Origin of the sequence: Streptomyces sp. NPDC005438, assembly GCF_040606315.1 — a bacterium.
GTDB lineage: Bacteria > Actinomycetota > Actinomycetes > Streptomycetales > Streptomycetaceae > Streptomyces.
Map to the genome: position 1 here is coordinate 81719 of NZ_JBEXEP010000002.1, position 24777 is coordinate 106495.

20 protein-coding genes and 1 pseudogene are annotated in these 24777 nt (G+C 71.3%); 12 read left to right on the forward strand and 9 right to left on the reverse strand.

Annotated features, from left to right (window positions below):
• Positions 1–963: a glycine betaine ABC transporter substrate-binding protein gene (locus ABZT14_RS05135; RefSeq protein WP_356297267.1), complete on the forward strand. Its 963-nt coding sequence runs from the start codon at positions 1–3 to the stop codon at positions 961–963.
• Positions 964–1491: 528 nt separating this feature from the next.
• Here the strand turns inward: ABZT14_RS05135 and ABZT14_RS05140 are convergent.
• On the reverse strand, positions 1492–2253 hold the full coding sequence (locus ABZT14_RS05140) for an isocitrate lyase/phosphoenolpyruvate mutase family protein (protein ID WP_356298515.1): 762 nt from the start codon (positions 2251–2253) through the stop codon (positions 1492–1494).
• 118 nt (positions 2254–2371) lie between these two features.
• Entirely contained in the window at positions 2372–2833 is a 462-nt protein-coding gene (locus ABZT14_RS05145) for a carboxymuconolactone decarboxylase family protein (RefSeq protein WP_356297270.1), read from the reverse strand.
• Positions 2834–2880: 47 nt separating this feature from the next.
• Here ABZT14_RS05145 and ABZT14_RS05150 point away from each other — a divergent pair, with 47 nt between their 5' ends.
• Positions 2881–4362, forward strand: a complete 1482-nt coding sequence (locus ABZT14_RS05150; RefSeq protein ID WP_356297273.1) for a PLP-dependent aminotransferase family protein — start codon at positions 2881–2883, stop codon at positions 4360–4362.
• Positions 4363–4394: 32 nt separating this feature from the next.
• On the opposite strand, the gene ABZT14_RS05155 is transcribed toward ABZT14_RS05150, so the two are convergent.
• A complete protein-coding gene (locus ABZT14_RS05155) occupies positions 4395–6320 on the reverse strand; it encodes an AMP-dependent synthetase/ligase (RefSeq protein ID WP_356297276.1) in 1926 nt (641 codons plus the stop codon).
• A 1118-nt stretch (positions 6321–7438) separates the two neighbouring features.
• Positions 7439–8641, reverse strand: coding sequence for an ornithine--oxo-acid transaminase (gene rocD, locus ABZT14_RS05160; RefSeq protein WP_356297278.1), 1203 nt, complete (start codon positions 8639–8641; stop codon positions 7439–7441).
• A gap of 406 nt (positions 8642–9047) precedes the next feature.
• Here rocD and trpS point away from each other — a divergent pair, with 406 nt between their 5' ends.
• The 3 genes from trpS to ABZT14_RS05175 all read left to right on the forward strand — a co-directional run bounded on the left by trpS (position 9048) and on the right by ABZT14_RS05175 (position 12175).
• The gene (gene trpS / locus ABZT14_RS05165) at positions 9048–10061 is read left to right on the forward strand and encodes a tryptophan--tRNA ligase (RefSeq protein ID WP_356297281.1); all 1014 of its coding nucleotides are present in this window, start codon (positions 9048–9050) and stop codon (positions 10059–10061) included.
• A 177-nt stretch (positions 10062–10238) separates the two neighbouring features.
• Positions 10239–10832: a 2'-5' RNA ligase family protein gene (locus ABZT14_RS05170; RefSeq protein ID WP_356297284.1), complete on the forward strand. Its 594-nt coding sequence runs from the start codon at positions 10239–10241 to the stop codon at positions 10830–10832.
• Between the two features lie 164 nt (positions 10833–10996).
• Entirely contained in the window at positions 10997–12175 is a 1179-nt protein-coding gene (locus ABZT14_RS05175; RefSeq protein ID WP_356297287.1) for a YihY/virulence factor BrkB family protein, read from the forward strand.
• 476 nt (positions 12176–12651) lie between these two features.
• Here ABZT14_RS05175 and ABZT14_RS05180 read toward each other — a convergent pair whose 3' ends face one another.
• Positions 12652–13938, reverse strand: coding sequence for a D-alanyl-D-alanine carboxypeptidase (locus ABZT14_RS05180; protein WP_356297289.1), 1287 nt, complete (start codon positions 13936–13938; stop codon positions 12652–12654).
• A gap of 353 nt (positions 13939–14291) precedes the next feature.
• On the opposite strand from ABZT14_RS05180, the gene ABZT14_RS05185 reads away from it, so the two are divergent.
• The 3 genes from ABZT14_RS05185 (at position 14292) to ABZT14_RS05195 (ending at position 16417) form a co-directional block, all read left to right on the forward strand.
• A complete protein-coding gene (locus tag ABZT14_RS05185) occupies positions 14292–14540 on the forward strand; it encodes a hypothetical protein (protein WP_356297292.1) in 249 nt (82 codons plus the stop codon).
• Positions 14541–14551: 11 nt separating this feature from the next.
• The gene (locus ABZT14_RS05190; protein ID WP_356297295.1) at positions 14552–15850 is read left to right on the forward strand and encodes a metallophosphoesterase; all 1299 of its coding nucleotides are present in this window, start codon (positions 14552–14554) and stop codon (positions 15848–15850) included.
• A 135-nt stretch (positions 15851–15985) separates the two neighbouring features.
• The gene (locus tag ABZT14_RS05195) at positions 15986–16417 is read left to right on the forward strand and encodes a RidA family protein (protein WP_356297297.1); all 432 of its coding nucleotides are present in this window, start codon (positions 15986–15988) and stop codon (positions 16415–16417) included.
• A 114-nt stretch (positions 16418–16531) separates the two neighbouring features.
• On the opposite strand, the gene ABZT14_RS05200 is transcribed toward ABZT14_RS05195, so the two are convergent.
• The 3 genes from ABZT14_RS05200 to ABZT14_RS05210 all read right to left on the reverse strand — a co-directional run bounded on the left by ABZT14_RS05200 (position 16532) and on the right by ABZT14_RS05210 (position 19967).
• A complete protein-coding gene (locus ABZT14_RS05200) occupies positions 16532–17821 on the reverse strand; it encodes an acyl-CoA thioesterase/bile acid-CoA:amino acid N-acyltransferase family protein (RefSeq protein WP_356297300.1) in 1290 nt (429 codons plus the stop codon).
• Positions 17822–17921: 100 nt separating this feature from the next.
• Positions 17922–18893: a peptidase gene (locus ABZT14_RS05205; protein WP_356297303.1), complete on the reverse strand. Its 972-nt coding sequence runs from the start codon at positions 18891–18893 to the stop codon at positions 17922–17924.
• Between the two features lie 279 nt (positions 18894–19172).
• Entirely contained in the window at positions 19173–19967 is a 795-nt protein-coding gene (locus tag ABZT14_RS05210) for an alpha/beta fold hydrolase (protein ID WP_356297306.1), read from the reverse strand.
• Positions 19968–20095: 128 nt separating this feature from the next.
• Here ABZT14_RS05210 and ABZT14_RS05215 point away from each other — a divergent pair, with 128 nt between their 5' ends.
• Together ABZT14_RS05215 and ABZT14_RS05220 are read left to right on the forward strand one after the other, a co-directional pair.
• Positions 20096–20488 carry a MerR family transcriptional regulator gene (locus ABZT14_RS05215; RefSeq protein ID WP_356297309.1) on the forward strand — a complete coding sequence of 131 codons (393 nt, stop codon included), beginning with the start codon at positions 20096–20098 and terminating at the stop codon, positions 20486–20488.
• A gap of 220 nt (positions 20489–20708) precedes the next feature.
• On the forward strand, positions 20709–21818 hold the full coding sequence (locus tag ABZT14_RS05220) for an ABC transporter substrate-binding protein (RefSeq protein ID WP_356297312.1): 1110 nt from the start codon (positions 20709–20711) through the stop codon (positions 21816–21818).
• A gap of 726 nt (positions 21819–22544) precedes the next feature.
• On the opposite strand, the gene ABZT14_RS05225 is transcribed toward ABZT14_RS05220, so the two are convergent.
• Positions 22545–22739 (reverse strand): DUF397 domain-containing protein, encoded by a 195-nt coding sequence (locus tag ABZT14_RS05225; RefSeq protein WP_356297315.1) that lies wholly within the window; start codon positions 22737–22739, stop codon positions 22545–22547.
• Positions 22740–23148: 409 nt separating this feature from the next.
• Here ABZT14_RS05225 and ABZT14_RS05230 point away from each other — a divergent pair.
• Positions 23149–23946, forward strand: a pseudogene (locus tag ABZT14_RS05230) (zeta toxin family protein).
• 571 nt (positions 23947–24517) lie between these two features.
• Entirely contained in the window at positions 24518–24772 is a 255-nt protein-coding gene (locus tag ABZT14_RS05235) for a hypothetical protein (RefSeq protein WP_356297318.1), read from the forward strand.
• Positions 24773–24777: the final 5 nt, after the last annotated feature.

Below are 24777 nucleotides of genomic sequence, written 5' to 3' on the forward strand. Positions count from 1 at the left end.
ATGAAAGGTGCCCCCCGTGTACGCCGGGCGCGGATCGCGGCCCTGACGGCCGGCGCCCTGGCGCTGACCGTCGCGCTCAGCGGCTGCGGCAAGGCCGACCCGTACTACAGCGGCAGCTCCAAGACCGTCACCCTCCCCGTGGCCTCCTGGGCCGGGGCGGAGGCCAACGTGGCGGTGGTCAAGCAGCTGCTGGAGAAGGAGCTGGGCTACCGGGTCAAGGCCATGCAGATGGACGAACCGGTCGCCTTCGACGCCCTCAACAGCGGCAAGGCCCAGGCCCTGCTGGAGGACTGGCGGGGCGTGCCGAAGAAGGAGGAGAAGTACGTCAAGGAGAAGAAGACCGTCACCTACGAGGGCCCCATGGGCGTCACCGGCCACATCGGCTGGTACGTGCCCAAGTACTACGCCGACAAGCACCCCGAGGTGCGCACCTGGCAGGGGCTGAAGAAGCGGTACAAGGACTTCCGCACTCCCGAGAGCGGCGACAAGGGACAGATGCTGGAGGGCTCGCCCTCCTACGTCACCTATGACGCCGCGATCATCAAGAACCTCGGGATGAACTTCAAGACGGTCTACGCCGGCAGCGAGGCGGCGCAGATCAAGGAGATGCAGAAGAACTACGCGGCCCGCAAGCCCTTCGTCACCTACTGGTGGACGCCCCAGTGGCTCAACTCCCAACTCGACCTGGTCGAGGTGAAGTTGCCGCCGTACAAGAAGGGCTGCGACGCCGACCCGGACAAGGTCAAGTGCGCCTATCCGCACACCGCGCTGGCGAAGTTCTTCAACGCCGACTTCGCCCGCGACGGCGGCAAGGCCGCCGAGATGCTCAGGAAGTTCCGCTGGACCACCGCCGACCAGACCAAGGTCGTGAAGTGGATGACCATCGACAAGATGGACACCGACGAGGCGGCGGCCCGCTGGGTGGAGGAGAACAAGGACATCTGGAGCAAGTGGATGCCCTGACCGACCGGTGAGTCCCGACCCCGGCCGGGTCACCTCTTCCGAGGGTCCCGCCCGCGCATCTCTCGCGGGCGGGACCCTCGCGCGGTAACGGCCCCCCACCTGCCGTCGGGGCCGAAGCCCGTCCCGCCAGCGCCACCACAGCGCCCCCGCCGCCTACCCGCCCCCAACAGGGGCCCGGCTGGGGCGAGTTGCTCTGGTGCGGGACTCGGGTCGTGTCGGCTTCCGTACGGTCGGCGCGGGGGATGCCCCGTGACGCTCCACGTCCCGCCCGGTGCGCGCCCGTTCGGCCCTGTCCTCGTCACGGCGCCGCTCCACCCGTAGAGGGCCGCGAGGTCGCGAGGTCGGGCCCACGCCTCGGTGTGAACCGTACGGCGGGTGGATCACTGAGCCCCCTGGTCTGATGCGCCGACGACAGGGTCACCCCAAGCCCCCAGCCCTGCCAGCGCCCCGACTCGTTCCCACATGCCGCCCCCTGGCGGACCTCGGCTCGGGCTCGGGTGGTGCGGGCTGTGGGTGTCCGGTGGCCCCTCAGGGGGTGGACGGCATACCCGGGGTCGGCCCCGGAAGCAGGGCGGCCAGCCGCTCTCCCCGTACCCCTCGGGCCAGCGCCAGCCGGTACAGGCCCTCGCCGAAGGTGACCCGGGCGGCCCCGAGCCGGCCCAGCTCCCGGGGGCTGGCACCGTCGGGGTGGCTGAGCCCGTTCACCGGGGCGCCGATCCGGGCGACCAGTTCCGGCAGCGACTCGGGTGGAGCCCCGAGGGGGTAGACACAGTCGACGCCGGCCGCCGCGTACGCCCGTCCCCGGCGTACCGCGTCCTCCACCATCCCTCGCGCCGAAGCCCCGGGCACCGCGCGCAGGAAGCTGTCCACCCGGGCGTTGAGCACCAGCCGGTCGCCGGCCGCGCTCCGCACCCGGGCCCACCAGGCGGCCTGCTCCGCCACGTCCACCAGCTCGCCGGTGGCCGGGTCGGTGTCCTCCAGGTTGCAGCCCACCACTCCGGTGGCCAGCAGCCGTTCCACCAACTCCTCGGGTTCCAGGCCGTATCCGCGCTCCATGTCGGCGGTCACCGGCACCCGTACGGCCCGCGCGATCTCCTCCACGGCCGCCAACATCCGGTCCGCCGGGGTGTGTTCCCCGTCCCGGTGGCCCAGTACCTCGGCCACCGCCGCGCTGCTGGTGGCCAGCGCGGTCCAGCCGGCCCCCGCGAAGGCCCGGGCGCTGGAGGCGTCCCACACGTTGGGCAGTACCAGGGGCCGGTGCGGAACGTGGGCGGCGCGGAAGGCGGCCACGGTGGGCCGCTGGGCGCTGTCCGGCGGGTTCACCGCGGGCTCACCGCCCACCGACGCGCCCTCGACCCGACGGGCCCGGAGCCGGGACCCGATGAACGGGCCTCCGGGGTACGGCCGTTCACGAGGTGGGGTCCATCGGCTTCCGGGCGGCGACGTTGAGCCGGTTCCAACTGTTGATCGCGCAGATCAGGGCGATCAGCTGGGCCAGTTCCGCCTCGTCGAAGTGGGCGGCGGCCCGGGCGTACACCGCGTCCGGTACGAACCCGTCGGTGAGCAGGGTGACGGCCTCGGTCAGGGCCAGCGCCGCCTTCTCCCGCTCGGTGTGGACCCCGGCCTCCTCCCAGGCGTTCAGCAGATGGATCCGCTCCTCGGTCTCCCCGTTCTCGCGGGCCGTGCGGAGGTGCATGTCCAGGCAGAACGCGCAGTGGTTGATCTGGGAGGCGCGGATCCGCACCAGCTCGGCCAGGGTGAGGTCCAGACCCCGGCCGGCGGCCTGGGAGAAGGCCAGCATGGTCCGGTGGATGTCGGGGTTGTGGCGGTAGACGTCCAGGCGCGGGGCCGGGGTGGTGTCGGTGCTCATGGGCTCGACCCTAGGGCGGAACCGGCCCAGGAGTATGGTCCACTTCCATGGCGGAAACCCGGGCCACTTCACCCTCCGAGGGCACCCCGGTCAGCGGCGGCGACCTCCATCTGGAGCTGGGCGGCAGCCGGCGTCGGGGCCAGCTGACCGAGGCGCTGCGCGCCGCGATCCGCTCCGGCCGGCTCACCCCGGGCACCCGGCTGCCCTCCTCCCGCGCGCTCGCCGCCGACCTGGGGCTGGCCCGCAACACCGTGGCCGACGCCTACGGGGAACTGGTCGCCGAGGGCTGGCTGGTGGCCCGACAGGGCTCCGGCACCCGGGTGGCGCCCCGGGCCGCGCCTCCGCCCGCACCCCGAGGGCGGGCGCCCCGCGCCGACCGTCCCGCTCCCGTGCCCCTCAGCCTGGTACCGGGCCGGCCCGACCCCTCCGCGTTCCCCCGTACCGCCTGGGCCAGCTCGGTGCGGCGCGCCCTGGCCACCGCCCCGGCCGAGGCGTTCGGGTTCCCGGACCCCCGGGGGCGCCCCGAACTGCGCCGCGCCCTGGCGGACTACCTGGCCCGGGCCCGGGGCGTACGGGCCCACCCCGACCGGCTACTGGTCTGCTCCGGCAACGCGCAGGCCCTGGCGGTACTGGGCCGGGCGCTGCGCGGGACGGTGGCCGTGGAGGAGTACGTACTCCCCGCGCAGCTGGGGGTGCTCCAACGGGCCGGCCTGTCGACCCGCTGGCTCCCGGTGGACCAACACGGCGCCCGCGTGGGGGAGTTGGGGCTCTACGGGGGCCGAGAGGTGGCGGCCGTACTGCTGACGGCGGCGCACCAGCACCCCACCGGGGGACCGCTGTCCCCGGACCGTCGGGCCGCGGTGGTGGAGTGGGCCGCCCGTACCGGAGGACTGGTGCTGGAGGACGACTACGACGGGGAGTTCCGCTTCGACGGCCAGCAGGTGGGCGCGCTCCAGGGCTTGGACCCGGAGCGGGTGGTCTACCTCGGCACCGCGAGCAAGGCCCTGTCCCCGGCGCTGCGCCTGGGCTGGATGGTGCTGCCCGAGCGCTGGGTCGAGCCGGTGGCCCGGGTACGCCAGGGCGTCGAGTGGCAGCTGTCGGTGGTGGACCAGCTGACCCTGGCCGACTTCCTGGAACGCGGTGCCTACGACCGCCAGGTGCGCACCACCCGGCAGCGGTACCGGACACGACGCGACCGCCTGGTGTCCGTACTCGCCGAACGGGCCCCGGGGGTCCGGGTGACCGGACTGGCGGCCGGACTGCACTCGCTGGTCGAACTGCCCCACGCCGGCGAGGAGTTGACCCCGCCGGCGGTCCGCGAACGGGCCGTGGTCCGACGGGCCGCCCGGATCGGCCTGGACGTGCGGGGGCTGGCTTCCTACCGTCACCCCTCGGCCCCCGACCGGGGCAGAGCCGCCCTGGTGGTCGGGTACGGGGGCATCGGGGAACACGACTACCCGGCCGCCCTCGACCTGCTGTGCCGGGCCCTCGCCGAGGCGGGGGAGTGCGGGGCGCGCCACGGCGGCTGAGCGGGTTCAGCGGTCCGGTGGGTTGAGCGGGTTCAGCGGTCCGGGGGAGTGGCGTACAGCGCCTCGATCTCGTCCCGGTACCGCTCGGTCACGGCCTGCCGCCGCACCTTCAACGAGGGGGTGAGCATCCCGTTGTCCTCGGTGAACTCGCCCTCGACCAGGGTGAACCGGCGGATGGACTCGGCGCGGGAGACGGCCTCGTTGGCGTAGTCCACCGCCTTCTGCACGGCCGCCCGCATCCGGGGGTCCCGCACCACCTGGGACATCGGGGTGTCCACCGGCATCCTCCGTACCGACAGCCAGTGCGCGACCGCCTCCGGCTCCAGGGTGACCAGGGCGGCCACATAGGGACGGTTGTCGCCGACCACCACACACTGGCCCACCGGGGGACGGCTGCGGAGCCGGTCCTCCAGAGGGGCGGGGGAGACGTTCTTGCCCCCGGCGGTGACCAGGATGTCCTTCTTGCGGCCGGTGATGGTCAGATAGCCGTCCTCGTCCAGGGCGCCCAGGTCACCGGTGGCGAACCAGCCGTCGTGCAGGGCCTGTTCGGTGGCCTCGGGGTTGTTCCAGTACCGGTCGAAGACGATGCCGCCCCGGATCAGCACCTCCCCGTCCTCGGCCACCCGCAGCGCGGTGCCCGGCAGGGGCTGCCCCACCGCTCCGGGCCGGGGCCCCAGCGGCGGGGTGACGGTGGCCGCCGCGGTGGTCTCGGTGAGGCCGTACCCCTCGTAGACGACGATGCCGGCGGCGGCGAAGAACAGGTTGAGCCGCCGGTCCAGGGGCGAGCCCCCGGAGATGGCGTAGCGCAGCCTGCCGCCGACCTCCTTGCGGATGCGGCGGTAGACCAGCAGGTCGTACAGCGCCCAGGCCAGCGTGAGCCGCACTCCGGGGCCCTTGCCGGTGCCGAGGAAACGGTGCAGGTACGCCTCGCCGAAGCGGGTACCGATCCGGTCGGCCCGGTCGAAGGAGGCGCCGCGCCCCAGCTTCTCGGCGGTGGCCCGTCCGGTGTCGTGGATGCGCTCGAACAGGTACGGCACCCCCACCACGAACGTCGGCCGGAAGGACCGCAGTTCGGGCCGCAACTCGTCGGGCCGGATGCCGGGACAGTGCCCCACCTCGATACGGGCGTACATGCAGGCGACCTGGATCACCCGGCCCAGGATGTGGGCCAGCGGAAGGAACAGCAGGGTGGCGGCGGTCTGCCCGGTGACCTCCCGGAAGATCGGATGCAGCAACTCCACCGTGTTGGCGGCCTCGGCGTACAGGTTGCCGTGGGCGAGCACACAGCCCTTGGGCCGGCCGGTGGTGCCGGAGGTGTAGCAGAGGGTGGCGACGCTGTCGGGCGTCAGCGCCTCCCGCCGCCGGCCCACCTCCTCCTCGGGCACCCGCTCGCCCTCGGCCACCAACCGGGCCAGCCCACCGTCGTCCAGCTCCCACACCCGGGGCGGTTCGGCCAGCCGCTCGGTGGCGGACCGGGCGGCGGCGCTGTGTTCGGCGGTCTCGGTGACCAGGAGTCCGGCCCCGGAGTCCTCCAGGATCCAGTGGATCTGGTCGGCCGAGGAGGTCGGGTACACCGGTACGGTCACCCCACCGGCGGCCCAGATGGCGAAGTCCAGCACCGTCCACTCGTAGCGGGTACGGGACATCAGGGCGACCCGGCCCCCGGGCTCCAGCCCCGCCGCCACCAGGCCCCGGGCGGCGGCGGTGACCTCCCGGGCGAAGGCGGCGGCGGTCACCGGACGCCAGGAACCGTTCACCTTGCGGCGCAGCACCACCGCCTCGGGTTCCTCGGCGGCGTTGGTGAACGGTATGTCGGCGGGGGTCGAGGAGTCGGGGACGACCAGCGGCTCCGCCCGGGCCTCGCGGACGACGCCGTTCTCGCGGGTGAGGTGGACGGTGACCCGGGAGGCGAGGTCGCTCTGCTTCCTGGCCCGCTTCATGTCCCTGAAAACGCCCATGCCCACTCCTCGCGGCTCGCTGTGCGCTCTGGCGCCCCGAGGGCGTTGGTCCGGCCGGGGACGCTGACCCGTCGGTCAACTTACTCGCGCGTCAGGAGAAAGCCAACGGGGCCGGAGCCACCTCGCCGGCAAGCCTTCCCGACCGTGCGACAGGGCACGTCGGGCCCCCACCCCGCCCCCTCCAGGCCGGTGACCGCCGGGCGGGACGCCCCTTCGGACCGCACGTCAGGGGCCACCTCCGCCGTACGGTCACGGGTCGTGCGGCGTACGCCCCGGTCGGTCAGCGGGTGGTGCGGGGAGGGTGTGGGGCGGGCTCGCTCCGGGGAGGGGCGCGGTGGGGCAGTGGGCCCGTATCGGGGGCGTTGGCACTCGGTGCGGTGGGTGGCCGGCCCTGGTGGGTGTGGTGGGAGTGCGCTGGGCTTGTCTCGGGCGCTCTGGGGTGGGGTGCCGAGAGGCGGTGCGGTCTCCCCGCGCTCTGGAGGAGGTCGAGTGGTGGGCGTTGACGGGCTGAGGCTGCGTGAGCGTCCGTACCGAGGGGCTTGGCGCTCGGGGTGGTGGGGGTCGTGCTTTTCGCCTGTGCCGTGGGTGTGGGGCGGGTTCGGGGCTGGCGTGGTGGGCGTGGAGGGGGCGGGGACGGTGGGGTCCGTATCGGGGAGTGCCGGCGCTCGGGGTGGGCGCCGGGGTACTGGCCCTCGGCGGGGGAGACCGGTGGCGCCGTGACGGTGGCCCCTTGCCGGGGCGCCCCCGGGTCACGTCCCCGGCAAGGTCGCGGGGTGCGCCCGCCAGCCGGGTTGGCGCCTCACGTACGGCCCCCTCGCGTACGGGGGCAGGCCCGACCGCTGTCCGTGACCGAGGCGGACGCCGAGGGCTGGTGACGGCGGCGCGGTGGGGTCGCCTGCCCACCCGCCAAGGTCGCGGCCACGCCTCGCGAAGGTTGCCCAGTGGGGTACGTCGAGCGTCGCCGTACCCCGGCGGTCGGCTGGCGATCGGGCCGACGCCCCCTGAACGGGGAATGGTCGGAGTACGGCACCGTTCGCTGGCGAACGGTGCCGAGCGCACCTTGGGGACCTCGGGCCAGGCCCGAGGTCCCCAAGGTGAGAAGCCGTCAACTCCCGGTGTCAGCCGGCCAGTTCGTCCTTGAGCTGCTCCAGCCCCCAGCGGAGGTCCTCCTCGCTGATGCACAGCGGGGGAGCGATACGGATGGTCGAACCGTGGGTGTCCTTGACCAGCACCCCACGGCGCATCAGCCGCTCGGAGATCTCCCGGCCGGTGCCGTGCGCGGGGTTGATGTCCACGCCGGCCCACAGGCCGCGACCGCGAACCGCGTCCACGGCGCCGCCGCCCACCAGCTGCCCCAGCTCCTCGTGGAGTACCACGCCCAGTTCCTTGGCGCGCTGCTGCCACTCGCCGCTGCGCAGCATGGCGACGACCTCCAGGGCGACGGCGCAGGCCAGCGGGTTGCCGCCGAAGGTGGAGCCGTGCTCACCGGGCTTGAACAGGCCGAGCACCTCGCGGGAGGAGACCACGGCGGAGACCGGTACGACCCCGCCGCCCAGGGCCTTGCCCAGCAGGTACATGTCGGGCACCACGCCCTCGTGCTCGCAGGCGAAGGTGGCGCCGGTGCGGCCGAGCCCGGACTGGATCTCGTCCGCGATGAACAGCACCCGCTCCCGCTGGGTCAGTTCGCGCACTCCCTGGAGGTAGCCGGACTCCGGCACCAGTACGCCGGCCTCGCCCTGGATCGGCTCCAGCAGTACGGCCACGGTGTTCTCGTCGATGGCCGCCTCCAGGGCCGCCAGGTCGCCGTAGGGCACCACCTCGAAGCCGGGGGTGTACGGGGCGTAGTCGGCCCGGGCCTCGGGGTCGGTGGAGAAGCTGATGATGGTCGTCGTACGGCCGTGGAAGTTGCCGTCCGCGACGATGATCTTCGCCTGGCCGTCGGGCACCCCCTTGACCTGGTAGCCCCACTTGCGGGCGGTCTTCACCGCCGTCTCCACGGCCTCCGCCCCGGTGTTCATCGGCAGGACCATCTCCATGCCGCACAGTTCGGCGAGCTGGGTGGCGAACTCCGCGAAGCGCTCGTGGTGGAAGGCGCGGGAGGTGAGGGTGACCCGGTCCAGCTGGGTCTTGGCGGCGTCGATCAACCGCTGGTTGCCGTGGCCGAAGTTGAGCGCGGAGTAACCCGCCAGCAGGTCGAGGTAGCGGCGGCCCTCGACATCCGTCATCCAGGCGCCTTCGGCGGAGGCGACCACCACCGGCAGCGGGTGGTAGTTGTGCGCGCTGTGCCTCTCGGCGGAGGAGATCAGGTCAGCGGTCTTCATCGAGGCTTCTCCGTTCACAACAGTGGGACCGGCGATCATGCGGCGTTGGGGCCGTCATGGTCTACGTCTATCGTCGGGCAGCGGCTTCGCGAAGAAAAGTTTGCGTGCCGCCCCCTCTGGGCGGGACGGGCGGCCGAAGTGGCGGTCCGGTGGCCCTCGGCCGTACGCCCGATCCAGCCCCACCCTCCCCAACTCCCCTGTTCGCCAAGCGGATCGGGCTTCTCGAAAAGCGGAGCACCCACCCGGTGGTGGACGTCCGACCGCTGCCGGGCGGAGTGTGACGATGCTCTCTTCGGCGCTCTCTTCGGTGGCGCCCGGCACGGTGTCGCAGGTCCGGGCGAGGGGAGACGCACCCCACCGGGAACGTGGGGCGGGGTGGCCCCGGACCTCTGCGAGAATGGGCCCTATGACCACTGCTCTTCCTCGTGTGCTGTCCGGTATCCAGCCCACCGCGGGCTCCTTCCACCTTGGTAACTACCTGGGTGCCGTGCGGCAGTGGGTGGGTATGCAGGAGGACCACGAGGCGTACTACCTGGTGGTCGACCTCCACGCGATCACCGTCCCCCAGGACCCGGAGCAGTTGAGGGCGTCGACCCGGCTGGCGGCGGCCCAGATCCTGGCCGCCGGGGTGGACCCGGAGCGCAGCACCCTGGCGGTGCAGAGCCATGTGCCCGAGCACGCCCAGCTGGCCTGGGTGATCAACTGCCTCACCGGTTTCGGCGAGGCCTCCCGGATGACCCAGTTCAAGGACAAGTCGGCCCGGCACGGGGCGGACCGCACCACCGTCGGGCTGTTCACCTATCCGATGCTCCAGGTCGCCGACATCCTGCTGTACCAGGCCGACCAGGTGCCGGTGGGCGAGGACCAGCGGCAGCACGTCGAGCTGACCCGGGACGTGGCCGAGCGCTTCAACCACCGCTACGGCGACCTGTTCACGGTCCCCGAGCCGTTCATCCCCCAGGAGACGGCGAAGATCTACGACCTGCAGGACCCGTCGATCAAGATGAGCAAGTCGGCGTCCACCCCCAAGGGCATCGTCAACCTGCTCGACGACCCCAAGGTCACGGCCAAGAAGATCAAGAGCGCCGTCACCGACACCGACACCGTGATCCGCTACGACGAGGACAAGAAGCCCGGGATCAGCAACCTGCTGGGCATCTACTCCAGCCTCACCGGGACCGAGGTCTCGCAGTTGGAGCGCCAGTTCGAGGGGAAGGGCTACGGGGCCCTGAAGACCGAACTCGCTGACGTGGTCGCCGAGTGGGTGACACCATTCCGTCAGCGGACGCAGGAATATCTGGACGATCCCGCGATGCTGGACTCCATCCTGGCCAAGGGTGCGGGCAAGGCGCGTGAGGTGGCCGCCCAGACCCTCGCCCAGGTCTACGACAGGGTGGGCATGTTGCCCTCGGCGCGCTAGCCCCCCTCCCGGCCGTGCGTGGTCGGACAACTGGACATCGGACAACTGGACAACGGCACGACGGCCCGCCCGGTCGTCCACCGGGGCTGACCTCCCCGGAGAGACGGGCGGGCGGCAACCACGGTGCGAGCAGTACGCACACCAGCACGTAACGGAAAGCGCAGAAGGGAGTACGACGTGGGGACCGTCACACTCGGTGTATCGATCGCGGTCCCGGAGCCTTACGGCAGCCTCCTCCAGGAGCGCCGTGCCGGCTTCGGGGACTTCGCCGCCTACGGCATCCCCACCCATGTCACCCTGCTGCCGCCGACCGAGGTGGACGGTGCCGCCAGGCCGGAGATCGAGGAGCACCTGGCCTCGGTCGCGGCTTCCGGTCTCCCCTTCTCCATGAGGCTGTCCGGCACCGACACCTTCCGGCCGCTGTCCCCGGTGGTCTTCGTCCGGGTGGTGGAGGGTGGCACGGCCTGTGCCCGGCTCCAGGAGCGGGTGCGGGGCGCGGAGGGTCCGTTGAACCGGGAGCTGAGCTTCCCGTACCACCCCCACGTGACCATCGCCCACGGCATCGCCGAGGAGGCGATGGACGAGGCGTACGAACAGCTCGCGGAGTTCGAGGCCGCTTGGACGGTCGAGGGGTTCGCCCTGTACGAGCAGGGAGAGGACCGGGTCTGGCGTCTCCAGCGTGAGTTCACCTTCGGCGGGGACACCACCACCCCTACCTTCACCGTCCCTCACCAGGGGGATCTCAGTCGGCCCACGGCTAGCCCCCTGTAGCGTCCCGCGGCTTCCCCGGAGGCGCTGCCGGGCCCAGCGGTCCTGGTGAGAGCCCTCCCCGGGCGCTTTGCCGGGTTCCGGCAATGTCGAGTGGTTTCCCCCGAGTGGCTGCCTTTGCCGTACGGGAGCGATACGAACCCCGGTATGGGGGTAGGCGGCGCTCCATGGACTGGCTCACTCGACTTCCGGTGGTCGGCCCGCTGATCCGGTGGTTCATGGACTCCCGGATCTGGCGGGTCTACCAGCACCTGGACACCAACCACTGGTCCCGGCTCGCCGCCGCGATCACCTTCACCAGCTTCCTCGCGCTGTTTCCCATGCTCGCGGTGGGCGTCGCCGTCGGTGCGGCGCTGCTGCCCGAGGAACGCATGAAGGAGGCCCAGGACACCCTGGCCGACCAGGTGCCGGGTATCGCCGACCAGATCGACCTCCAGCAACTGGTCGACAACGCCGGCGCCGTTGGTCTGATCGGTGGTGTGCTGTTCCTGTTCACCGGGGTGGGCTGGGTCAGTTCGCTGCGGGAGAGCCTGCGCGCGCTGTGGGGCCTGGAGGAGGATCCCGGCAACTTCGTCCTGCTGAAGCTGCGGGACCTGGGCATCCTGATCGGGCTCGGTCTGGTGGGCGTGCTGTCCTTCGCCGGGTCGACCTTCGCCGTCATGGCCGTGGAGTGGGTCGCCGAGCAGTTGGGGATGGTGCGTGGGGGAGTCGGCACCGTACTGCTGACCCTCGCCGGCTACGCGGCTGGTGTGCTCGCCGACTTCCTGCTGCTGTGCTACGTGCTCACCGCCCTGCCCCAGGTCCACCCCCCACGCCGTTCGGTGGTGGTGGCCGGCCTGATCGGCGCCGTCGGTTTCGAGGTGTTGAAGTTCGCGCTGGGCGGCTACCTGCGGGACGTGGCGGCGAAGAGTGTGTACGGCGCCTTCGGAGTGCCGATCGCACTGCTGCTGTGGATCAGCTTCATGACCAAGCTGCTGTTGTTCTGCGCGGCCTGGACCGCCACCGCCGTGTCCGACCCGGAGGAGGCGGACATACTGGCCGACTCCGGCGACGAGGAGGACTCCGACGAGCAGAAGGGCGCCTCGGACACCGAGGGCGCCCAGGGTGTTGAGGGCGCAACGGAGTCCGGTGACGACGCCAAGCGCTCTCCCGAGACCACCGGAGCCGGGGGAGCCCCTCCACCCGGGGCCGCCGTCGACGGGGACGGAGACGGTGACCATGGCGGGGGCAGGCGGGCCGAGGTGGGGTCCCCCTCGGCCCCCTCGGTGGGGAAACCCGACGCCAGCCCCTCGGCCGGGGGCGAGCCACGGCCGGCGGAGCAGGGCGGTGGCCGAACGGGCGCGTGACGGGGACCTGTCGGAGCGGCACCCCGCCCCGACAGGCGCCGTGGTGGGTGCCCCTCGGGTGGTCGGTCGGGGCGGTCGAGGCCTCCTCGGGGGCCAGCCCCGGGCGTCGGTCCCCGAGAGGTGACCCCGACCCGGAACCCCGGCGGGCGGCACATCCGGGCCGGGGCCCAGGTCGTGGGCCGGTCGGCGAGGGTGCCGTTCCGGCGGACGCCCTCCTCGGCGGGCCGGGCGCGGGCACCCGGGGTGGCGCGCGGTGCGGAGGCCGTCGGTGATCGGACCCCTCATGGCGGGGCCTGTTCTCCTCTGCGGGCGCCTCGGACTCCTCGCGTCCTCCCACCACTTCCCGTACGGGGTGGGCCGCCCCACGTTGGGGTGGAGGTCTTGGAGGCCGCCGGGGTGGTCGGCCCGAGGGGTGACAGGCGTGGAGGCGCACTCGGCGCGGTGCTGTGCGGAGGGGTGGCCGGTGGCCGGGCGGGTCAGTTCCCGCCGCGCTGCCGGCGCCGCGCCAACTCCGGTACCGGCCAGCGGCGGTGCACCGCGTAGCCCACGATCGCCAGTATCAGCAGGGTCACCGCCGTGACCCCGAGGGCCGTCCCGACACCGCCGCCGGGCTTCTCGTGGCTCGCCCGCTGGGAGTCCCCGCCCTTGCCGTCGGAGTCGCCCTTGCCCCCGCCGGGGGCCTGGGCGCTTTCCGGGGCCACCAGGCGGCCCACCGGCTCGACCTTGTCGGAGGCCTCGAATCCCCAGTCCAGGAGCTTGGCGGTCTCCTTGTAGACCTCGTTGGGACCGTCCTTGGAGGGGTTCATCACCGTCACCAGCAGGACCCGCTTGCCCCGCTGGGCGACCCCGGTGAAGGTGCTGCCGGCGTGGGTGGTGTTGCCGTTCTTCACCCCGGCCAGGCCCTTGTAGGCCGGCAGGCCGAAGTCCCCGGTGAGCAGCCGGTTGGTGTTCTGGATCTCGAAGGTGCCGCGCTTGCCCTTCTTGCCTTTCTTGCCCTTCTTCCGTTCCCCGGGGAACTTGGCGCGGGCGGTGGCGGCGTAGTCCCGGAAGTCCTTGTTCTGCATCCCGGCCCGGGCGAACAGGGTCAGGTCGTACGCCGAGGAGAGCTGGCCCTTCTCGTCGTAACCGTCCGGGCTGACCACCTGGGTGTCCTTGGCCCGCAGCTCCTTGGCGCGCTCGTTCATCTCCCGCACGGTCTTGTCCACGCCGCCGTTCATCGCCGACAGCACGTGCACCGCGTCGTTCCCGGAGCGCAGGAAGACCCCCCGCCACAGGTCCTGGACCGTGTAGCTCTCGTTCTCCTTGACCCCGACCAGGCTGCTGCCCTCGCCCATGCCCTGGAGTTCCTCGGGCTTCACGGTGTGCTTGCGCTCCTTGGGGAACTTGGGCAGCACGGTGTCGGCGAACAACATCTTGAGGGTGCTGGCGGGGGCCAGGCGCCAGTGCGCGTTGTGGGCGGCCAGCACGTCCCCGCTCTCGGCGTCGGCCACCAGCCAGGAGCGGGCGGACAGGGAGCGGGGCAGCTTGGGGGCGCCCGCCTGGCTGTTCATCTGCGTTCCCGGGCGGCCGAGTTGGGAGCCGCCCACCGTGGACATTCTGGCCGGGGGCTTGGGGCTCTTGCTCTTCTCCCCGTCCTTGTCCAGCCCCGGCAGTGCCTGGGCTGTGGGGGCCATGGAGAGCAGCGAGGTCACGGCGAGCACCGTCACGGTCGTCAGGGCGGTCCGTCGACGGAGGAAAGCGGGAACAGTGTGTGTGGTCGGCACGGGGTGAAAGTACAGGGCGCCCACGGAGATGGGGACAGGCCGGGGGGCCTAACTCGCGGACCCTCGCTCCTCCTGACGACCCCATTGACCCGATAGGCATATATTTGCGGCATACGGCTGGCGGAAGGGGCGGGGCGCTCGCGTCCTCGTCCGGCAGCCGGGAGAAGCACGGGGGCATCGAGCCTCCCCAGCGCCCCGGCCACCGGCTCGTCGATCCGCCCGCCGTCGGGCCGGACGCCCCGGGGGCGTCAGCCACCCCCCGGAGGCCGGGGCGCGAGGGGGCCCCGCGCATACTGGACTGACCGTCGCCAACCCGGCGATCCACGCGACCACCGTTGCAAGGGCATCGATCGATGAGACTCAGCCGCCGCGCCTCCTGGTTTCTTCTCGCCTTCGGAGCGTGGTCGTGGTTCGTGTGGATCACCTTCGTGCGGAACCTCTGGAAGGACAGCAGCGGGCTGGCCTTCGAGGACGGTGACCCCACCGCGTACTTCTGGGTGCACCTGCTGCTGGCTGTCACCTCCTTCGCGCTGGGCACGGCGATCGGGCTACTGGGACTTCGGGGACTGCGCGCCAACCAGCGCCAGGACCCGCTGAGTTGAGTGGGGGAGTCATGGGTGTGGTGATCGGGGTCGCGGTGGCCGTGGTGGTGGTCACCCTGATGGTGGGGGCGCATCTGTACCTCTGGCGCCGCCTGGTCCGGGATGTCAGCTCGCCCGGGCACTGGTGGCGCAGGGTGGGCACCGCGCTGTTCTTCCTGCTGCCGCTGCTGACCGTCGTCACCTTCGTGGGGGGCCGGGGTGGGTTGCCGTTCGGCCTGGTGAAGGTGATCGGCTGGCCCGGCTACCTGTGGATGCCCACCCTGCTCTACCTGTTCCTCGCCCTGCTGGTGGGCGAACTGCTGCGGGCACTGGCCCACCGGATGTGGCGGTCCCGCAACGCCCCGACCGCCACCCATGCCGAACTGGCGGTGGGCGCCTCGACCGCCTCCGGGCAGGCGTCCCCCTCCGGCCCGGAGAAGGCCTCGGAGGGCGGCGACCCACCGGAGGAGCGGGAGGGCACCGAGGCGCGTACCGGGTCCACCGTCCCGGACCGTCGCCGCTTCCTGGCCGGCACGCTGGCCCTGGGCGCCACGGCCGTGGCCGGGGGAACCGTCGCCTACGGCACGGTGGACGTGCTGGACGGGCCGACGCTCAAGCGGCAGACCGTACGGCTGGCGAAGTTGCCCGCGTCCGCTGACGGTTACCGGTTGATGGTGGTCAGCGACCTGCATCTGAGCCCGGTGCTGGGGAGGGGGCTGAGCGAGCGGATCGTGGAGACCGTCAACCGGGCCCGGCCGGACGCCATCGTGATCGTCGGCGACCTGGTGGACGGTACGGTGGACGACCTCGGGCCGGCCGCCGCCCCGTTGGCGCGGCTGCGGGCGCGGGAGGGGGTGTACTTCGTCACCGGCAACCACGAGTACTACTCCGGGGACCGCCCCTGGATCGACCACGTACGGACCCTGGGCATCGAGCCACTGGTCAACAGCCACAAGAAGCTGAGCGCCTTCGACCTGGCGGGGGTCAACGACCTCGCCGGTGAGGAGGAGTCCCGGGGCCCGGACTTCGAGCGCGCGCTGCGCGGGCGGGACCGCTCGCGGGCGCTGGTGCTGCTGGCGCACCAGCCGTCGCAGATTCACGAGGCGGTGAAGCACGGCGTCGACCTCCAGATCTCCGGTCACACCCACGGTGGGCAGGTGTGGCCCGGGAAGTACCTCGCGCGGCTGGCCAACCCCACGGTCTCCGGCCTGGACCGCTACGAGGACAGCCAGCTGTTCGTCACCCGGGGAGCGGGCGCCTGGGGGCCGCCGGTGCGGGTGGACGCCGAATCCGACGTCACCCTGCTAACGCTGCGGCACGGCCGAATGTGAGGTCCGACCTGCCGCACACGCCGCGCGGCGTGCGGTACGGCGCCCCGGGCACCCCGTACGCCCCCGGTTCCCGCCCCCTGGTCGGTGGTGGGAAAACCGCTGGTGCCCGACCGGTCCGGCGGACAGGATGAGGGCATGAGCACACCCCGGCCCGAGTCCTCGCTGGTCCACCTCCCCGAGCCGGAGGGGGTGACCCCCGGCGTCGGCTACACCCACGTGGTGACCGGCCGGGGCCGTCTGGTGGCGGTCTCGGGGCAGATCGCCCAGGACGAGAACGGCGCGATCGTGGGGGAGGGTGACCCGCTCGCGCAGGCCCGGCAGGTGTTCGAGAACCTCCGCCGCTGTCTGGCCTCGGCCGGTGCCACCTTCGACCAGCTCGTCAAGCTCACCTACTTCGTCACCGACGTGGCCCACCTGCCCTCGGTACGGCGGGCGCGGGACGAGGTGCTCGACACCGACCGACTGCCGGCCAGCTCCGCGGTGCAGGTCAGCGCCCTGGTGCGGCCCGAACTGCTGCTGGAGGTCGAGGCGTTGGCCCTGGTGGACGACCAGCCTCCGTCCCCGTAACCGGCCGGAGCGGCCGGAAGGGCGGCCTCCGTCCCGGTCGCGGGACGGAGGCCGGGACCGGGGACGCGCCGGCTCACGCCGACCGGGGCGCGGCCCGGCCGGCTCGCCACCGGTTCAGCGGTTCAGCAGCTTCAGCACCTTCGGCCAGCCGTCGGTCTTGGCGGCCTCGTTGGCGGCGGTGACCCGGGCCGGGTCACCTCGGCGGGAGCGTTCCTGCCCGGGCGCGTAGGGGAAGCCGGACAGATGATGGCCGGCGCCCGGGTAGATCAGGGCCTGGTGGCGCTGCCCGGAGGCGCCCCGTTGGCGGGCGATCCGTCGGGCCGAGTCGGCCGAACCCCACATCTCGTCGGCCTCCCCGGCCAGGGCCAGCACCCGGCCGCGTACCCGGTCCAGGGAGATCGGCCCCCGGGGGACGGGCTTGCCGTTCTCCTCCCAGGCGGCGTCACCGTACGGGTAGGGGCCGATGACCTGGTACGAGGGGGCGTAGACGATCACGTCCCGGAACAGTTCGGGGTGCCGCTGCCCCAGCAGTTGGGCCACCTCGCTGCCCCGGGAGGTGCCCATCACCGCCATCTTCGTCCGGTCGGAGGCGGGCTGACGGCCCAGCAGCCGGGCGGCGCGGGTGAAGTACTCCAGCGGAATGCGGTTGATGGCCTGGGGGCGGCCGGTGCACCGGAAGTAGCACAGAGCCAGGGCGGGGTGGCCGTGCGAGGCCAGCAGCGCGGCGCTGTACCGGGCGCTGTTGCCGCCCTCCGAACCGCCGAACACCAGGACCGGGGCCTTGCGGGCCGACCCCCTGGGCGGGGTGTAGAGCTGGCCGTTGAGCTTGTCGCGCCGCACGGTCAGTTCCCGGCCGCGCGCCTTCTTCTCCAGCCAGCGGCGGTTCAGGGTGCGTTGGGTGAGGGTGTTGCCGCCCTGGCTGACCGTGACCCGTACCGGATAGCCGGCCTGCCGACTGGGGGAGTCGGTGGCGAAGAACCGGCCGGGGGCGGCGCCCTTCTCGGGGGTCATGGACCACAACAGCCGCATACCGTCCGGGCGTTGGCCCTGGGTCTTGGCCTGGGCGCCGGCGGTGGTCGAACCGCCCGACTCCCGTCGCGGCCGGTCCCGGGAGAGGTCCACCACCCCGTGGCGGTCGGCCTGGTAGTCGCCCTCGGCGCTCCAGCCGTCGCCCCGGTAGTCCTTGGCGTGGGTGGTGATCCGTACCCGCGCCCCGGCCGGAAGCCCGGTCACCCGGGTCCGTACCGCCTGGTCGGCGAGGGCCGTGGGGTGGTCCACCTCGATACGGGGGCCGTCGGGCCTCTCCCCGCCGCCGTCACCGTCGGACCCCTGCGAGCAGCCGCCCGCCCCCAGCGCCATCACCAGGGCGAGGACGGCGGCCCGTGCTGTGCGCGTCGCTGCCATGGCTCGCACTGTACGGTCTGGGCCGCCGTGGCCGGCGCGCTCCCCCGTGGGCACGCCGGCCGGCCGGGCGGAACGGCGTACCGCCCGGCCGGTGGGTGGGTCAGCTGGTGGAGGCCCGGTCGTACAGCTCCTCGGCCTCGGCGCCGAAGTACGGCCCGAACATGGTGTCCGGCAGGAACACGTAGCCGAAGCTGTTCACCGACGCCTGCACGCCCTCACCGGTGGACTCGTCGAAGTCCAGGAACCAGGGGCCACCGCTGGAGCCGCCGGTCATGTTGCAGGCGAGGCTGTGGTCCTGGGTCAGCAGGAAGTCCTTGCCGCTGGTGGCGCTGCAGTAGGTGAGGCTCTCCCCGTCGTAGGGGTCGGCCGCCGGGTACCCGAACGAGTACATGTCCTGCTCGTACTCACCGTTGAAGGCCACACCCTGGCCGCCCACCACGTCGGTGAGTTTCTTGCCGTCCAGCGGGTCCACCACGGCCGCGCCCACGTCGTAGTCCATGGCGTTCTGGTCGGCGTCCCACTGCGGGGTGGTCAGCGTCTCGGAGGCCGACCACTTGCCGTGCGGGGCCTCGCCGTCGTGGTAGCCGGGCACGAAGATCCAGTCGGTGTGCCAGGCGCCGTCCATCTTCACGCAGTGCCCGGCGGTCAACACGGTGCTGCCGTTGTCGCTGGTGACGGCGTTGCCGGAGCAGGAGGCCTGCCGTCCGTCGTAGGTGAAGAACACCCGGCCCACGGTGGTGGTGACCTTGCCGCCGCCGTCCCAGGGGCCGCCGACCTGTGGGAAGGAGGTGGGGGAGGTGTCCTTGGCGCCGGTGGACGGCACGGTGCGCTCGGCGCCGCGCTTGACCGAGTCGCTCAGCTCGCTGGGGTCGGCGGTGATGTCCAGAGGCGTGGCGTTCCGCATCCGCTCGGCGGTCCAGAACGAGCGCAGGTCCTTGTCGGTCCGCTGCTGGTGGACCGAGGGCGCCTCGGAGGTGGCGGCGCCGGAGGGGCTGGCCTGCACGCCGGTGATCAGCAGGGCTGCGGTGGACACGAGGGCGCCTAGGGCGAGCTGGCGTCTGGTACGTCTCACACGTGCTCCTTCTGCTACGGCCCCCGGGCAGGGGGCGGCGAGGGGGCGCCGTACGGCGCCGGGTGGAGGGTGGTGACGAGTGCAACGGAAGAGTGCCCCCGTTTCCGTCAGACGTCAGCCAGCCGGTAACGAAGATGACTCAAAACCGCCTCAGTGAGGGGGAGTTGGCATCCTTGACGATCCGCGTACCGGACGATTTCCCCTCCCCGAGGGCGGCCCGCGCCCGCGCCCGACTCCGTCACCCCGCGCCCGCGCCCGACGCCGCGTTCCCCGCCTCCGTCACAACCCGTGCCGCGCCAGGAAGCCCGACACCGCCTCCCACCACTCGGCCGGCCGCTCGGCCAGCACCAGATGCCCCGCGTCCAGCACCGTGTACGCGGCACCCGGTATCCCCTCGGCCAGCTCCCGCGAGGCGTCCGGGGGAACCAACCCGTCCCGCCCGGCCGCCACCACCAGCGTCGGCACCCCCACCCCGGCCAACTCCCCCCGCACGTCCAACTCCCGCACCAGCCGGGCCTGGGCCACCGCACCCGGGGGCACCGTCGCGGCGACCTCCCGCAGCGCCCCGGCCACCTCCTCCCCTGACATCGCCGCCAACTGCCGGTCACTGAGGGCCGTGAGCAGGTTGAGCCGGGCGAAGCCCGCCAGGTCACCCCGCTCCAGCAACCCGTCCCACAGCTCGGTCACCAGCCGGGGCCGGGTGGCCGCCCTGGCCAGTCCCGCGCCCAGCACCAGACCCCGCACCCGGCCCGGATGCCGGTGCGCGACGCGCAGGGCCACGGCCGTACCCAGCGAGTAGCCGAGGACGGTGAACCGCTCCAGACCAGCCTCCGCCGCCTCGCCCACCAGGGAGTCGGCCAGCCGGTCCAGGTCCAACCGGTCCACCACGGGGGAGTCACCCGAACCGGGGTAGTCGGAGCCGACCACCGTGTGGTCGGCGGCCAGAAGGGGCAGCAGCGGGCCGAAGTTGGCGTCCACACCGCCGCCCGCCCCGTGGGCGAGCAACAGCCCGGGGCCGGAGCCGGTGACCAGGGTGTCGAGGGAGTAGCGCGACTCGCGCGGAATGGTGTCCATGCCGGGGACGTTGCCACCTGACACCAGTGTCAGGGTCAAGCCGTACGCGCGTCCGCCGGTGACCGGACCAGGCCCGAGGCCGCGCCGGCAGGCGCCCGCGAGCGTCGGAGAGCGGAGGTCACGGCGGGATGCGTATCGGTGAGTTGTCCACCCGTACCGGGGTGAGCGTACGGATGCTGCGCCACTACGAACGGCGGGGCCTGCTCCACCCCGAACGGGACCCCGGTGGCTACCGCCGCTACGCCCCCGGCGCGGTGGCACGGGTCGCCCGGATACGGGAACTGCTGGACGCCGGGCTCACCACCCGGCAGATCGCCGAGCTGCTCCCCTGTGTACGGAACAGCGGGCCGGGCCTGAGCCACTGCGAACGCTCCGCCCGTGCCCTCGACGCCCAACGGGACCGTCTGGAGGGCGAGTTGGCCGACCTCAACCGTCGCCGTTCGGCACTGGCCGAGCTGACCCGGGCCACCGAGGAGGGGGCCGAGGTACCGCCCGGGACCAAGGGCGTGTTTCGGAAGTGACCTTCCGGGTGCAGGCCCTCGCTGATGCCGATGATGATGAAGCGTGGCGGTTCAGCGAGCAACATCTCGGTTGCCCAGGGGCGCGGGTGTTGGATCCAATGACCGGCACGATCACCCGGGCGCGCCTGCCTCGGCGGGACGTGATGATCGCGCACCGTCAGCGGCCGGCGCGCGATCCGGGCGGACCGCGACCGCATCGTCCCAGGGGAGACGCCACCCGATGAACACGCCACCATCGCCGTCCGAAGCGGAGCACACAGACGGGTCATCCATCCGCCTGGGTGCTCTCGTCCCACTGACGCGGCCCGGTTGGGTCGAGGCGGGCCGACACCTGCTCGCGGGACTCGACCTGGCCGTTCGCGAGGTCAACGACGCCGGCGGGATCGACGGCAGACCACTGGAGTTGGTGGTCCGGGACACCGCGGCCGATCCAGAGCGGGCTGCGGCGGCCGTGGACGAACTGGCCCACCTGGGCGTGGCCGCCGTGGCGGGTGAGTATCACAGCGTGGTCGCCCGCGCTGCCGCCGCCCGAGCCGACACCCTCGGCGTGCCGTTTCTCTGCTCGTCCGCGGTGCTCGACGCGCTCACCGAGGAGCCGACGGAGTGGGTCGCGCGTCTGGCCCCGGCCCAGTCCTATGGCTGGCGGATCTACGCGGACTTCCTCCTCCGCGCGGGTCGGCGTCGGATCGCCGTGGTGACCCAGCCGAGCGTCTACTGGGCGTCCGGGACCCACGTCCTGCGGGACCACCTCGCTCCCCGCGGCGGCACCGTCCTCGAACTCGACGCGACGCTCACGCCCGAGGCCCTGTGCGACGCGCTCGTCGACCATGGAGCGACGGCGCTCCTGCTGTTGGTCGGCCATCCCGAGCCGGCGGTGCCGATCGTCCGGGCCGTCCGGGGCGACCGGCGGCTCGCGGAGACCCTTATCGGCGCTCCGGCCGGACAACCGGAGTTCTCCTCATGGGCCGCGGCGCTGGGTGAGGAAGGCGCCGGGATCCCGTTCCTGCGCTACCTGCCCGAGCGCCTCGGTCCGCTCGGTGAACGCGTCGGGAAGGAGCTCCACGAGCGACTTGGTGAAGCGCCCTCCTTCGTCGCCTTCGAGGGCTGGGACACCGTCGCCGTCCTCGCTGCGGTGCTGCGTTCCCACGGCACGGACCGGGCGGCCATCGCCGGGTCATGGCCGCGCGTGGCGGTCGAGGGCACCCGCAGGCCGATCCAGTTCTCCCGCACGCCGGGCATCAGCGTGTGGCAATGGGCTTGGGCACCCATCCAAGTCGTGGATCGGGACCCGGCGGAACCCGATCGCTTTCGGATCCTCCACGCCGGCTGAGTGAGCGTGGAAGTCCCACCGCCCGGATCTGCCGAACTTCGAAAGTGCTGGTCACCGCCACTCGTTGACGGCGGCGACGAGGACGGTCGCCTCGTAGCGGACAGCGAGCTTGGTCGTACCTCGTGGCGACGGCGCGGTGTCTTCTTGAGGCGGTTGACGCCGCACTCCACCGCGTGCCGCTCCTTAGAGCCGGCCAGTACCGAGGCCGGTGACCGGGCGCTGGTGCTGCTGATGCTCCAAGGCGGCCTGCGTCCCGGCGAAGCCCTCGGCCTGCACCTGGAGGACATCGCCTACGGCTGCCGCCGCGTCGTGGTCCGCCATCGCGACGACCATCCACCTGGCCCCACCGGGCGGCATCGCGGGCTGCGAACGTGCCGTTCACCAGCCTGGACTGCGGCGCGGAGGTTGTCGACGGTGATGAAGTGCCGGCGCACGTGCCGCAGGGCCGTGTTCGGTCTGCTGACCCTGGCTGGACTTGTCGGGGCCCGCGGGTTATCCGGCCAGATAGACCATCTGTCTCAGGCCCCTGATGCGTCCATGACGGCGTGGCCCGCGGCACCTCCTCGGAGGGGGTGCCGCGGGCCACGCACTGGCGTTGTCTCGTCATCGTCGGCGTGCGAGGAATCAACGAGGCTCCGAGAAGTGGTGGCGCATATGCTGATCACGGTGGTGTGTCGCCGTGAGAGGAGGAGGGCGCCCGCTTCAGATTTACTTCTAGTTCATGCATCAAGAGGTGATGGCTGAACCCAAGAAGTTCTGCCATTGCTGTTCGCTGATGTGGAGTTGCGGCCCATTTGGATGCTTCGAGTCACGCACCGCCACTCCGTGTTCGATAGCACAGACTTCTACGCACTGAGCATCGTAGGTTCCGCTGTAGGTGCTCTTGAACCAGACACCAGAAGGGGAGCTAGACAACGACATACGGGGGAATCTCCTTCATTGACCGCGTTCGCCAGTTGTTCTCAATATAGCACCTCAGCACCTGGCATGAATCTGCAACAGAAAAGGGGAATCAGATGAAATCTGAGAAGCAGTGGAGCGAGGAAGACGCCAACCGGTATGAACAAACACGTGATCTACTCAACGCTCTCATCGGAACCTATTCCGCCCAGCTAGTCAACGAACATCGGCCCGAGCGGCTGGAATATTTACGGAGCGAGCGCCTTCCTTGGATCCGACAGCGAGACCCTCTGTTGGTGACTGACAGAGAAGCAGTGCGACAGGCCTTCAGCGCGGCGAGCGCTGCCCTGCGGAACCGTCCGGGGAGCTGCACGTGGCTGAGGAACGTCTCTACAGTCCCGCATTTCTAACGGACAATGAGGTCCTTGCTATGCACAAGGATGACATCGAACCTACCGTAACCGGTGCACGCAATAATGTGCGCCGAGTGTTGTTTTCCGCTGGTCCAACCGGTTCCGGGAAGAGTACAGTCCTTCCGGTTTTTGCCCGCCAGATCGGCCTCGATGGCGCATTCCTACTTGACGGAGATGCGCTCTTGGAGAATTTTCACCCGAGATACGTAGAACTGAACCAGAGGGCCGACGTAAACGGAACGAGCGAGGTTTCTGAAGTAATCCAAGACCAGTGGTGGCGCTGGACGGCCGAAGCCGTCCGGCGCAAAGGGATAGACTGAATTGTCAGCTCTCCCCTTGCTCAGGTTGAGTGGACTAGAGGGGTAATTCTCGATTTCAGGGCGTCTGCTTACTCGCCAGAAGTCATGTTTGTCCCTACCGGCACAGCACGGGCTCGGCAGGGAATCCTCAATCGCTACTACGAGGGCCTCAAGTCTCAGGCCGGGTATGGGCGATGGATCGACACCAAGTATCACCGCAATCAATACATCGGAATTCTCGCGGTGGCTGATTACCTGGACGAGAGCAAGGCAGTTGATGCCGTGCGTGTGGTGACTCGCTCAGGTGAAGTGCTGCTCAGCAAGCGCCTGAGGCCTGACGGGGAGTGGGGCCAGAGCGAACAGATACGCGATGTTATGCAGGCTTATCGCACGAGGCCGTGGGACTCGGCGGAGTCAGAGAGTTTCTTACGAACTCAGCAGAAACTCCGTCAAGGACTGCCTGCTGGCTGGGGGTATATCTGGATGAGATTGAGGAGATGGCTCGCCCCTTGCTGAACGGATCGCCCCAAGACCAGCAGAGCAAAGTCCCATCCACTACAGCAGCCAGGTCACGGTCGGTGGGAGCGCACCGTCCTCCGGAGGCTCTTGGCCAGAGCACCAACCCTCGCGGTTTCCAGGGCCCCGGCGCCAGCCCGCGCCATGGCCGAACTCGCTGAACGGCGCCGACAGGAGCAAATGCCCCCGCAGGCGGACGGTAGACGATCACGGTCAGGACATGAGTGTGCTGGCCTGGTTCTCGTACTCGCGCTGAGCCGTGCCGTACGGTCACCCCCTGGTCGAGGGTGACGAGCAGCTCTGGGGGGCCGGGGGCAGCTTCGTCGGCGACGTGTTCTGGAAGGAGGTCGCCCATGGTGCGGTGCACACGGCGCCGCGGCTGACGCTGTGCTCGCGGGCCCAGGTATGCGGGCGCGTACATCGGCGACCGTCTCGCCCACGAGGGCGGGGCGGCGTCCGCCCCGGTTGCCCTTGACTTCGGCGGCCCGCAGTCGGTTCGACGGGGGCTGCCCTCGGAAATAGCCCCCCCAAGCATTTATCGGACCGCCCTCTGACTGCCTAGGAGTTTCTGATGTCGCTGTCTGCTGTGCATGTTGTTGTCCCGGCCTCGGTCGATGATCCGGAGCGGCCGAGCGGCGGGAATGTCTTCGATCTTGAACTGGCCGCCGGGCTAGCGGAGTTGGGCTGGCAGGTCGAGGTGCACCGGGTCCCAGGGGCCTGGCCCAGGGCGGACGACGGCGCGTGTCGTGAGCTGTCCCGCCTGCTCTGTGAGCGGATCCGCGAGGACGACATCGTCCTGGTCGACGGGCTCGTCGGCTGCGGCTAGCCGGA